General features: G+C 59.6%; 10 protein-coding genes. All 10 read left to right on the plus strand.

The window, feature by feature from the left end; all coding sequences use genetic code 11:
- The first annotated feature begins 3 nt into the window (after positions 1-3).
- The 10 genes from nuoG (at position 4) to ACZ5IL_RS11400 (ending at position 12321) form a co-directional block, all read left to right on the plus strand.
- A complete protein-coding gene (nuoG, locus tag ACZ5IL_RS11355; protein ID WP_464591458.1) occupies positions 4-2079 on the plus strand; it encodes an NADH-quinone oxidoreductase subunit NuoG in 2076 nt (691 codons plus the stop codon).
- A gap of 5 nt (positions 2080-2084) precedes the next feature.
- Entirely contained in the window at positions 2085-3155 is a 1071-nt protein-coding gene (gene nuoH / locus ACZ5IL_RS11360) for an NADH-quinone oxidoreductase subunit NuoH (RefSeq protein WP_464591460.1), read from the plus strand.
- 8 nt (positions 3156-3163) lie between these two features.
- Entirely contained in the window at positions 3164-3652 is a 489-nt protein-coding gene (gene nuoI / locus ACZ5IL_RS11365) for an NADH-quinone oxidoreductase subunit NuoI (protein ID WP_079446677.1), read from the plus strand.
- 120 nt (positions 3653-3772) lie between these two features.
- Positions 3773-4411: an NADH-quinone oxidoreductase subunit J gene (locus ACZ5IL_RS11370; RefSeq protein ID WP_079446676.1), complete on the plus strand. Its 639-nt coding sequence runs from the start codon at positions 3773-3775 to the stop codon at positions 4409-4411.
- A complete protein-coding gene (gene nuoK, locus ACZ5IL_RS11375) occupies positions 4408-4716 on the plus strand; it encodes an NADH-quinone oxidoreductase subunit NuoK (RefSeq protein WP_079446675.1) in 309 nt (102 codons plus the stop codon). The genes ACZ5IL_RS11370 and nuoK overlap by 4 nt, the downstream gene beginning before the upstream one ends.
- Positions 4717-4799: 83 nt before the next feature.
- The gene (gene nuoL / locus ACZ5IL_RS11380; protein ID WP_464591463.1) at positions 4800-6866 is read left to right on the plus strand and encodes an NADH-quinone oxidoreductase subunit L; all 2067 of its coding nucleotides are present in this window, start codon (positions 4800-4802) and stop codon (positions 6864-6866) included.
- A gap of 2 nt (positions 6867-6868) precedes the next feature.
- On the plus strand, positions 6869-8377 hold the full coding sequence (locus ACZ5IL_RS11385; protein WP_464591465.1) for an NADH-quinone oxidoreductase subunit M: 1509 nt from the start codon (positions 6869-6871) through the stop codon (positions 8375-8377).
- A 25-nt stretch (positions 8378-8402) separates the two neighbouring features.
- Complete coding sequence (nuoN, locus tag ACZ5IL_RS11390) at positions 8403-9839, plus strand: NADH-quinone oxidoreductase subunit NuoN (RefSeq protein ID WP_464591467.1); 1437 nt, start codon at positions 8403-8405, stop codon at positions 9837-9839.
- Positions 9839-10651: a biotin--[acetyl-CoA-carboxylase] ligase gene (locus tag ACZ5IL_RS11395; RefSeq protein ID WP_464591469.1), complete on the plus strand. Its 813-nt coding sequence runs from the start codon at positions 9839-9841 to the stop codon at positions 10649-10651. Before nuoN ends, ACZ5IL_RS11395 begins: the two co-directional genes overlap by 1 nt.
- Positions 10651-12321 (plus strand): ribonuclease J, encoded by a 1671-nt coding sequence (locus ACZ5IL_RS11400; RefSeq protein WP_464596896.1) that lies wholly within the window; start codon positions 10651-10653, stop codon positions 12319-12321. The genes ACZ5IL_RS11395 and ACZ5IL_RS11400 overlap by 1 nt, the downstream gene beginning before the upstream one ends.
- Positions 12322-12372: the final 51 nt, after the last annotated feature.

The raw sequence follows: 12372 nt of genomic DNA on the forward strand, positions 1-12372 counted from the left end.
GACATGACGAAGCTTATCATCGACGGCAAAGAGATCGACGTACCAGCAGAGTATACGCTCTTGCAGGCGTGCGAGGCCGCCGGCGCCGAGATTCCACGCTTCTGCTATCATGAGAGGCTGTCGATCGCCGGCAACTGCCGGATGTGCCTTGTCGAAGTGAAGGGTGGTCCGAAGCCGGTCGCGAGTTGCGCCTGGGGCGTACGCGATTGCCGTCCCGGTCCCAACGGTGAACCGCCGCAAATCTCCACGCGCTCACCGATGGTGAAGAAGGCGCGCGAAGGCGTGATGGAGTTCCTGCTGATCAACCATCCGCTTGACTGTCCGATCTGCGATCAGGGCGGCGAGTGCGATTTGCAAGATCAAGCGATGGGGTACGGCGTCGATACTTCGCGTTTCGCCGAGAACAAACGCGCGGTCGAAGACAAGTATCTCGGTGCACTGGTCAAGACTTCGATGAACCGTTGCATCCAGTGTACGCGCTGCGTCCGCTTCTCCGCCGAGATATGCGGCGCGCCGGAAATGGGCGCGACCGGCCGCGGCGAGGACATGGAGATCACGACCTACCTCGAAAGTGCGCTCACGTCGGAATTGCAAGGCAACCTCGTCGATATCTGTCCGGTCGGCGCGTTGACATCGAAGCCCTACGCATTCGCCGCCCGGCCATGGGAGCTCGGAAAGACTCAATCCATCGACGTCATGGACGCGGTTGGCTCAGCCATCCGCGTCGATACGCGCGGACGCGAGGTGATGCGCATCCTGCCGCGCTTCAACGGCGCCGTGAACGAGGAGTGGATCTCGGACAAGACCCGCCACATCGTCGACGGGCTTCGCACCCAGCGGCTCGATCGCCCCTACATTCGCGAGAACGGCGCGTTGCGCCCGGCCTCGTGGCCGGAAGCATTCAAGGCGATTGCTGCGAAGGTGAAGGGGACCGACGGAAAGCGGATCGGCGCCGTTGCCGGCGATCTTGCTGCTGTCGAGGAATTGTTCGCGCTTAAGGATCTGCTGTCAAAACTCGGCTCGGTCAACATGGCGGTGCAGGGAGGCGACGCCTTCAATCCCGCGCGGGGGCGGGCGTCCTACATCTTTAACCCGACCATCGCCGGCATCGAGCAGGCCGACGCGCTGCTGATCGTCGGGTCCAATCCGCGCAAGGAAGCGGCGATCCTCAACGCGCGCATCCGCAAGCGCTGGCGGACGGGTCAGCTCAAGATCGGTGTGATCGGAGAGCGAGCCGATCTGACCTACGAGTATGACTATATCGGCGCCGGCGCAGATTCGCTTGCGGACCTCGCTGCGGGCAAGAACAAGTTCCTCGATGCACTAAAGGGCGCCAATTATCCGATCATACTGGTCGGCGGTGCTGCAACGTCACGGCCTGACGGCGCGGCAATTCTCGCGGCCGCGGCCAAACTTGCCGTTGATATCGGTGGGCTGAACGACGACTGGAACGGATTTGCCGTGCTTCACAATACGGCGTCGCGGGTAGGCGCGCTGGACCTCGGCTTCGTCCCTGGGAAGGGCGGCCTGACCGCAGGACGGATGACCGCACCGGGCGAGCTCGACGTTTTGTTTTCGCTCGGCGCAGACGAGATCAAAGTGCCGGACGGGGTATTCGTCGTCTATATCGGAACACACGGCGATGCCGGCGCTCACCGCGCGGACGTCATTTTGCCGGGCGCAGCCTACACCGAAAAGACCGGCATTTATGTCAACACGGAAGGCCGGGTCCAGATGGCGAACCGGGCCAGCTTCCCGCCCGGCGAGGCGCGAGAGGACTGGGCGATCATTCGTGCGCTGTCCGAAATGCTAGGCAAGACCCTGGGTTATGACTCGCTTCCCGCCCTGCGCCAGGCGATGTTCAAGACAGTGCCGCATCTGATGCGGATCGACCAAATAGAGGCCGGCGATATCCGCGCGATCAAAGATCTGGTGGGCAAGGGCGGCAGTATCGAGAAGTCGCCGTTCAAGCCTGCGATTGACGACTATTATCTGACCAACCCGATCGCGCGGGCCTCGGCCGTGATGGCCGAATGCTCGCGGCTTGCGTCGGGTCGTATGCTGACGGCAGCGGAGTAAGCGTGATGGCCGATTTCTTCGCAATGCCATTAGTGACGGACTTTCTCTGGCCCCTGATCGTGATGGTGGCGCAGAGCCTGCTGTTGCTCGTCGTTCTGCTGATAGCGATCGCCTACATTCTGCTCGCCGACCGAAAAATCTGGGCCGCGGTGCAGATCCGGCGAGGCCCCAATGTTGTCGGACCGTGGGGTCTGTTTCAGTCGTTCGCCGATCTTCTGAAATTTGTGCTGAAGGAACCGATTATTCCCTCCGGTGCCAACAAGGGCGTGTTCCTTCTGGCGCCGCTGGTCTCCTGCGTGCTGGCGCTGGCCGCGTGGGCGGTGATCCCGGTGAATCTGAACTGGGTCATCTCCGACATCAATGTCGGGATTCTCTACATCTTCGCGATCTCGTCGCTGTCGATTTACGGCATCATCATGGGCGGCTGGGCGTCGAACTCGAAATATCCGTTTCTCGCCGCTTTGCGTTCGGCGGCGCAGATGGTCTCCTACGAGGTGTCGATCGGTTTCGTCATCATCACGGTTTTGCTTTGCGCAGGTTCACTGAACCTCTCTGCCATTGTCGAGGCGCAGCATACCCGCGGGTTGGCTAGTCTGATCGGACTGCCGTGGCTGACGTTCCTGAACTGGTACTGGCTGCCGCTGCTGCCAATGTTCGTGGTGTTTTACGTTTCGGCTCTGGCCGAGACCAATCGCCCGCCGTTCGATCTCGTCGAGGCGGAATCCGAACTCGTCGCAGGCTTCATGGTCGAATACGGCTCGACGCCGTATCTGTTGTTCATGCTCGGCGAGTACGTCGCGATCACCACCATGTGCGCGATGGGTGCGATCCTTTTCATGGGCGGCTGGCTGCCGCCGGTCGACTTGCCACCGTTCAGCTGGGTGCCCGGCGTCGTCTGGTTCTCGCTGAAACTGTTTTTTATGTTCTTCCTGTTCGCGATGGCGAAGGCGATCGTGCCGCGCTACCGCTATGATCAACTGATGCGGCTCGGCTGGAAGGTGTTTCTGCCGCTGTCGCTGGCGATGGTGGTGATCGTGGCTGGCGTGTTGCAGTTCGCTGGCATCGCGCCGAATTGAGATTTGTCATGAGTATCAATGCAACAGCCCGTTCGCTCCTGCTGACCGAATTCATCTCGGCGTTCTTCCTCACCATGAGGTATTTCTTCAAACCGAAGCCGACTATCAACTATCCCTTCGAGAAGAATCCGATCTCGCCACGCTTCCGCGGTGAGCATGCGTTGCGCCGTTATCCAAACGGCGAGGAGCGTTGCATCGCCTGCAAGCTGTGCGAGGCGATCTGCCCTGCGCAGGCCATTACCATCGAGGCCGGTCCGCGCCGAAATGACGGCACCCGCCGCACAGTGCGGTACGACATCGATATGGTGAAATGCATCTATTGCGGATTGTGCCAGGAGGCCTGTCCAGTCGATGCGATCGTCGAAGGGCCGAATTTTGAATTCGCGACCGAGACCCGCGAGGAGCTTTATTATGACAAGGCCAAGCTGCTCGCCAACGGCGACCGCTGGGAGCGCGAGATCGCGAAAGCGATCGAACTTGACGCGCCGTATCGGTAAGGTGGGTATGTTCAATCGCATTGTAGTATGGGGCGTTGCCTCCATTCTCCCGCCCCGACAAAGGGGGAGAGGGTGTGTTCTCCGCGCGGCAAGGTTGCAGCTAGCTGGCGGGGGTATCGCATGATCCTTCCAGCGCTGTTCTTCTATCTGTTCGCCGGCGTGTGCGTAGCATCTGCCGCGATGGTCATTTCGTCGCGCAATCCCGTGCACTCGGTGCTGTTCCTCATTCTGGCGTTCGTCAACGCCGCCGGTCTGTTCATCCTGTTGGGTGCGGAATTTATCGCGATGATCCTCATCGTGGTCTATGTCGGCGCAGTCGCGGTGTTATTCCTCTTCGTCATCATGATGCTGGACGTCGACTTCGCCGAATTACGAGAGGGCTTTCTTGAATATTTGCCGTTTGGTTTGGTGATCGCAGCGATCTTTTTGCTGGAACTGCTGCTCGTTGTCGGGGGCTGGACCCTCAATCCGACGGTCACGAAATCGATCACGGCGGCCATTCCGGGCGACGTCAGCAACACCGAGGCGCTCGGTCTCGTGCTCTACACGAAGTACATTCATTATTTCCAGCTCGCCGGCATGGTGTTGCTGGTGGCCATGATCGGCGCCATCGTCCTGACGCTGCGACACAGGGCTAGCGTCAAGCGTCAGGATATCAATGTCCAGAACGCGCGGACTCCTGAGATGGCCATGGGCGTGCGCCAGGTTGCCTCGGGGCAGGGGTTGCAGGACGCTGACTCGGCGGAGTGGGTGAAATGACAATCGGCCTCGGACACTATCTGGCGGTTGGCGCGATCCTTTTCACGCTGGGGACTCTCGGCATCTTTCTCAACCGCAAGAACATCATCATCATCCTGATGTCGGTGGAATTGATCCTGCTGGCCGTCAATATCAACCTGGTGGCTTTTTCGGCGTTTTTGGGCGACATCGTCGGACAGGTGTTTACGCTACTAGTGCTCACGGTTGCCGCGGCCGAGGCGGCGATCGGCCTTGCTGTTCTCGTTGTGTATTACCGCAACCGCGGTTCGATCGCGGTTGAGGACGTCAATCTGATGAAGGGCTGAAGCATGATCCGGAAAAGTGAGGACCGGCTTTCTCCGGCCAATGGATGCATTGGTTGCGAGATCATGCTTCGTGGGGTGGATGCATGATCGAGGCAATCGTCTTCTTGCCGCTGATCGGCGCGATCCTCGCCGCGTTGATTGCATTGGTGGGCGCGCATGGGCGCAATCCCAGCGGTGATGCGGTCGATCATCACGACGACCATGGTCATGCTCACGCGGCGGCTGCGCATGATGAACATGGGCACGGTGACGCCCACGGTCACGACGACCATCATGTCAGCGAGCCTCCGGCTGCTGGATCGCGAGTAGCCGAACTGATCACGACCGCGTTTCTGATTGCATCGGCAGTTCTGTCATGGGTGACGCTGGTCGACGTCGGCTTCATGCATCACGACGCACGGATTGCGCTCTTCTCTTGGATTTCCTCGGGCGATCTTCAGGTTGGTTGGTCGTTACGGGTGGATACGCTTACAGCGGTGATGCTCGTTGTCGTCACCACGGTGTCGTCGCTGGTGCACTTCTATTCCATCGGCTATATGGACGAGGATCCCAACCGGCCGCGATTTTTCGGCTATCTGTCGTTGTTCACCTTCGCGATGCTGATGCTGGTGACGTCGGACAACCTGGTCCAATTGTTCTTCGGTTGGGAAGGCGTCGGTCTCGCTAGCTATCTGCTGATCGGATTCTGGTATCAGAAACCGTCGGCTAATGCGGCAGCGATCAAGGCGTTCGTCGTCAACCGTGTCGGAGACTTCGGCTTTTCGCTCGGCATTTTCGCGGTGTTCATGCTGATCGGTTCGACCGATTTCGACACCATCTTCAGCGCGGCGCCGGGCTTGGCTGGAACGAAGGTTCACTTCCTCGCCTGGGACGTCAACGCCCTGACTTTAATCTGCCTGTTGCTGTTCATGGGCGCCATGGGCAAGTCGGCCCAGTTCCTGTTGCACACCTGGCTGCCCGACGCCATGGAAGGCCCAACACCAGTATCGGCACTGATTCACGCAGCGACCATGGTGACGGCCGGGGTGTTCATGGTGGCGCGGCTGTCGCCCCTGTTTGAACTGGCGCCGGACGCGCAGGCTTTCGTGATGTTCGTCGGCGCGACCACGGCGATCTTCGCGGCGACGGTCGGTCTCGTGCAGAACGACATCAAGCGCATCGTGGCGTATTCGACCTGCTCGCAGCTCGGCTACATGTTCGTGGCAATGGGAGCAGGAGCCTACACCGTTGGAATGTTCCACCTGTTCACTCACGCCTTCTTCAAGGCGCTGCTGTTCTTGGGTTCGGGATCGGTGATTTATGCGATGCATCACGAGCAGGACATCCGCAATATGGGTGGCCTGAAGGATCGCATTCCTTATACCTACTTCGTGATGGTGATCGGTACGCTGGCGCTGACAGGATTTCCGCTGACGGCAGGTTATTTTTCCAAGGACGCGATTATCGAGTCCGCTTATGTGTCTCACAACCCCTTCGCGTACTACGGTTTCCTCATGACCGTGGTTGCTGCCGGCCTGACCTCCTTCTATTCGTGGCGGCTGATCTTCAAGACTTTCCACGGCAAGCCTCACGATCAGGCGCACTATAAGGCTGCGCATGAAAGCCCGATCTGGATGCTAATTCCGATCGGCATTCTTGCAGCGGGCTCTATCCTCGCAGGCTTTCCCTTCAAGGAACTATTCACGGGGCACGGGGTCGAAGAGTTCTTCCGGGAATCCGTGAAGATGCATCCGCACATCCTTGAGGAAATGCACCATATTCCAAAGGCAATCGCTTACCTGCCGACGGCGATGATGATTTTGGGGTTCGCGGTGGCGTGGCTCTTCTATATCCGTCGCCCCGACGTGCCGGTCCAACTCGCCCGTGAACACCCGATGCTCTACCAGTTTCTGCTCAATAAGTGGTACTTCGACGAACTCTATGAGGTGATCTTCGTGCGTCCGGCGAAGTGGCTTGGTCGCTTTCTGTGGAAGAAGGGCGATGGCTTCGTCATTGACGGATTTGGCCCCGATGGCGTCTCGGCGGGGGTGCTTGATGTCACCCGCAATGTCGTCAGGCTACAGACCGGCTACCTTTATCACTATGCGTTCGCAATGCTGATGGGCGTCGCCGGCCTGATCACCTGGTTCATGTTCTCGGGAGGCCGGTAAGAATGACGACCTGGCCCATTCTGTCTGTCACGACCTTTCTGCCGGCGGTCGGCGCGGTTCTGATTTACGTGATGGCTCGTGGCAGCGACGAAGCCGCCAACCGCACCGCGCGCTGGATTGCGCTGTGGACTACGATCGTCACCCTCGCAGTGTCGCTGATCCTGGTTGCGCGCTTCGATCCAACCAATACGGGATTCCAGTTCGTCGAGCAGGCGACCTGGCTTGCCACCGGCATTCGCTATCACATGGGCGTCGATGGCATCTCGCTGCCGTTCGTCATTCTCACCACGGCGCTGATGCCGCTATGCATCATCGCAAGCTGGAAATCGATTACCCGTCGCGTGCCTGCCTACATGATGGCGTTTCTGCTTCTGGAAACGCTGATGACCGGAACGTTCTCGGCGCTCGACCTGCTGCTGTTCTACGTATTCTTTGAAGGCGGTCTGATCCCGATGTTCCTTATCATCGGGATCTGGGGCGGCCCGCGTCGGGTCTATGCCACCTTCAAGTTCTTCCTCTATACGCTGCTCGGCTCGGTTCTGATGCTACTGGCCATCATGGCGCTCTACTGGAATGCCGGAACGACCGACATTCCGACGCTGATGCGCACATCCGTTCCGTACAATCTGCAGATGTGGGCGTGGCTTGCCTTCTTTGCATCGTTCGCGGTCAAGATGCCGATGTGGCCCGTGCACACCTGGCTTCCGGATGCGCATGTCGAAGCGCCCACGGCGGGATCGGTGATCCTTGCAGCTATTTTGCTGAAGATGGGGGGCTACGGCTTCCTGCGCTTCTCGCTGCCGATGTTTCCGCTTGCGTCGCATGACTTCGCGCCGCTGGTCTTCGTTCTCTCCGCTGTCGCGATCGTTTACACCTCACTGGTGGCCCTGATGCAGGAGGACATGAAGAAGCTGATTGCCTATTCGTCGGTGGCTCACATGGGCTTCGTGACCATGGGAATTTTTGCCGGCACCATGCAAGGGGTTCACGGCGGCGTATTCCAGATGGTGTCGCACGGGATCGTGTCGGGCGCGCTGTTTCTCTGTGTCGGTGTGGTTTATGACCGAATGCACACGCGCGAGATCGCGTCCTATGGCGGGCTTGTCAACCGGATGCCACTTTATGCGATGGTGTTTCTCGTCTTCACGATGGCCAATGTCGGACTGCCCGGAACGTCCGGATTTGTCGGGGAGTTCCTTGCGCTGATCGGCACCTTCAAGGTCAACATTCCCACAGCGGTCGCGGCAACGCTCGGCGTGATCCTGTCAGCCGCCTACGCTTTGTGGCTCTATCGCAAGATCGTGTTCGGGGCGCTGGTCAAACCGTCGCTTGCGACCATTAAGGATCTTACTTTCCGCGAGGGCTTGACGCTGGCGCCGCTTGTGGTGCTGACGATCCTGTTCGGCGTTTATCCGAAGCCGGTGCTCGATTTCTCGGCGGCTTCCGTACAAAATCTTGTCAATAATTACGCAAGCGCGACCGCCGCCATCAAGGCTGCGGCGCTGCCATGATCGCGGCAGGTCAGGGACGCCAGCTATGATGTTTGAGGCCGCTGGGTATCAACTGCTTCCCGTATTGCCAGAAATTGTTCTGGCGGTCGGCGCGATGGTGTTGCTGTTGATAGGGGCATGGTGCGGCCAGCGTGCAGCCGGCCTCGTGACCGGTCTTGCGATCTGTTTTCTGATCGGGACCGGCGTGATTGAGTATCTGTTGCCGCACGGCAGGCTGATGACATTCGGCGGCAGCTTCATCGTCGATGAGTTCGCGCGGTTTCTGAAGATACTTGCCTTGCTTGGCTCTGCGGCGACGCTCGTTCTGTCCCGGGAGTTTCTCGAGGACCAGTCCCGTCGGATGTTCGAGTTCGCAATTCTGGTGATGCTTTCGACAGTCGGCATGATGGTGCTGATTTCGGCGGCCGACCTGATCATGCTGTATCTCGGGCTCGAATTGATGAGCCTTGCGCTCTACGTGGTAGCGGCGAGCAACCGTGACAACGTCAAGTCCACCGAAGCGGGTTTGAAATACTTCGTCCTTGGCGCTCTGGCGTCCGGAATGTTGCTGTATGGCGCTTCTCTAATCTATGGCTTCACGGGAACGGTCAGCTTTGCTGGCATTGCAGCCGCTGCGAAGACGGGTAGCGCTGGCGTTGTGTTCGGCCTTGTCTTTCTGCTGGCTGGCCTTTGTTTCAAGGTGTCGGTGGTGCCGTTCCACATGTGGACGCCCGATGTCTATGAAGGCGCGCCGACGCCGGTCACGGCCTTCTTCGCCTCGGCGCCGAAGATTGCGGCGATGGCTGTGTTTACCCGCGTGGTGCTGACGGCATTCTCCGGGGTCGTCGCCGAGTGGCAGCAGATCGTGGTTTTCGTGGCGATCGCGTCCATGGCGCTTGGGTCGTTCGGCGCGATCGGACAACGCAACATCAAACGCCTGATGGCTTATTCGTCGATCGGCCACATGGGTTTTGCGCTGGTCGGCCTTGCTGCCGGCACGGTCGAGGGCGCGCAGGGCGTCGTGCTGTATCTGGTCATCTATACCGTGATGACGTTCGGGGCGTTCACTGTCATTCTCGCCATGAGCCGTAACGGTCAGCCCCTGGAGCAGATCAGCGATTTCGCGGGACTATCGCGAACCAATCCACTGCTGGCGTTTTTCTTTGCGATGCTGCTGTTTTCGCTCGCCGGAATTCCGCCGTTGGCTGGTTTCTTTGCCAAATTCTATGTCTTCAGCGCGGCCATCAAGGCAGGATTGTTTGCCCTATCCGTGATCGGTGTCATCACCAGTGTTGTCGGCGCGTTCTACTATCTCAATGTGATCAAGGTGATGTATTTCGACGAGCAGGCCGAGGCGACAGACACAGTGCACATCGAATTGCGTTCGGTGGTGGCTGCGACGGCGCTTTTTAACATGCTGTTCTTCGTGTATCCGGGACCCTTGGTCAGCGCAGCCACGGCGGCTGCGAAATCATTGTTCTAATGGCATTCTCGCTCGGTCCACGAGCTGCATCGGCTGGTTATCGACTCGCGGTTTTTGACCGCATCGGCTCGACTAACACCGAAGCGCTGGTGCGTGCGCGAACGGGCGAGACCGGTCCGATCTGGCTGGTAACGGCGGAACAAACCGCGGGACGCGGTCGCCGGCAGCGTAGCTGGATCTCTCCTCGGGGCAATCTGGCCAGCAGCGTACTGGAGGTTATCGATACCTCGCCTGCCGTAGCGGCGACCCTGAGCTTTGCGGCAGGGTTGGCGCTCGAAGCTGCGCTTCAAGCAGTCAGCCTTGAAGCGCGCATGAGATCTCCAGTTTCGGAGAAGGTGACGTTTCATTTGAAATGGCCGAATGACGTGTTGGCAGGTGGGAGGAAACTCGCGGGAATCCTGCTGGAGGCCGAGATGGTCGCGCATAACCGTCTGGCCGTTGTTGTCGGCATAGGCACCAATGTGATCGCTGCGCCTGAGGGAATGCCGTATCCGGCGGTTGCGTTGAGGGACCTCGGCATCGATATCGGCGCGGAGGATTTATTTCGCGCGCTGACCGAGGCCTGGGCTGAATTTCGCGCGATCTGGGACATGGGTCGTGGCTTTGGCGAGATCAGGCGCTTGTGGCTCGATCGGGCGGCCGGCGTCGGCCAACAGGTCTCGGTCCAGTCCGGCCCGTCAACGGTATCCGGCCTGTTTGATACCATCGACAAAAACGGTTGTTTGATCGTTGCGACCTCCGACGGTAAGCGAGTTGCGGTCTCCGCCGGTGATGTGCATTTCGGCACGGCAGCCTCGGTCGGAGCAACATGATAGCGCGGCCTGATGAGTTGATGTTCGCCCCACTCGGCGGCGTGGGTGAGATCGGCATGAACCTGTCGATCTACGGGCTTGGCAATCGTCATCAGCGGAGCTGGCTGGCGGTCGATCTCGGTGTATCCTTCGGCGACGAGGAACATTTGCCGGGCATAGATCTCATCATGCCGGACATCCGGTTTCTCGAACAAGAACGAAAGAACCTCGTCGGCCTGGTGCTGACGCACGCCCATGAGGATCACTTCGGCGCAATCATCGATTTGTGGCCGCGTCTGAGATGCCCGATCTACGCGACCAAATTCAGCGCAGCTTTATTCGAGGCCAAATGCGCAGCCGAACGTAATTCGCCCGACATCCCTGTGACCGTCGTACCTTCGGGAGGGCGTATCGAGATCGGTCCCTTTGGCGTGGAATTCATTCCGGTGGCGCACTCGATTCCGGAATCCCATGCCCTTGCGATCCATACGGAAGCTGGAATTGTTGTGCATACCGGCGATTGGAAGATCGATCCGACGCCCATCGTCGGCCCGCCGACCGACGAGCGGCGCTTTCGCGAACTAGGCGACGAGGGCGTGCTGGCGCTGATCGGCGATTCGACCAACGCGGTGCGGGATGGGCGTTCGCCGTCTGAAATCGAAGTCGCCAAAACCATCGCGGAATTGGTGAAGGCCGCCAAGGGCCGAGTTGCGGTGACAACGTTTGCGTCCAACGTCGGACGGCTGCGCGCGGTGGCCGATGCCGCGCGTGAGACAGGACGCGAGGTCGTGGTGGTCGGTCGTGCAATGGCGCGCGTGGTGCAAGTCGCGCGCGAGACCGGGCATATGGACGGGGTGCAGGATTTCCGTAGCGCCGAAGTCTATGGCCACCTTCCAGCGGACAAAGTATTGGCGTTGTGCACGGGCAGTCAGGGCGAACCGAGGGCGGCACTTGCCCGCATCGCCCGGGACGATCATCCGGAGGTCACGCTAAACGGTGGCGACACCGTGATCTTTTCCTCACGCACCATTCCCGGCAATGAGAAAGCCGTCGGCGCTATCATCAACGGTCTTGTGGCGCAGGGCATCAAGGTCATTACCGATCGCACCCGACTTGTTCATGTGTCCGGCCATCCGCGCTGCGACGAGCTACGGGACATGATTTCCTGGGTTCGCCCACGTCTGCTGATCCCGGTGCACGGCGAGGCTTTGCATCTCTCCGAGCATGCGCAGTTGGCGCGTGCTTCAGGCGTGCCGAAAGTTCTAATCTGCAAGAATGGCGATCTGGTCCGGCTTGGGCCAGGAGACCCAGGCATCATCGATGAATTGCCATCAGGGCGGCTTTACAAGGATGGCGCCATCCTGGAGGATTCAAAGTCGCGCGCGGTCGTCGAGCGGCGGCGCATGGCATTTGCCGGCTGCGTGTTCGTGGCAATTGCTGTCACGGATAAAGGTGAACTGGTTGAGGACCCCGAAGTTGATCTCGTCGGAATACCGGAGAAGAACATGGCCGGCGAGATACTCGACGACATCGTTTTCGACACGGTGGTCTCGACGGTGAAAGAGTTGCCGCGGACTCGGCGGCGCGATCCGGATGCAATGGCCGAGTCAGTGCGCCGCGCGGTGCGGGCAGCAGTCGCGGAAGAGTGGGGCAAGAAGCCGCTCTGCTATATTCACGTTCTGGTGATTTAGTGCAGCGGATTAGCGCCGCCCCTTGACGGTGTTTCCGGGACGTGAAGGTGG

This window comes from Nitrobacter sp. CN101 (assembly GCF_055390255.1).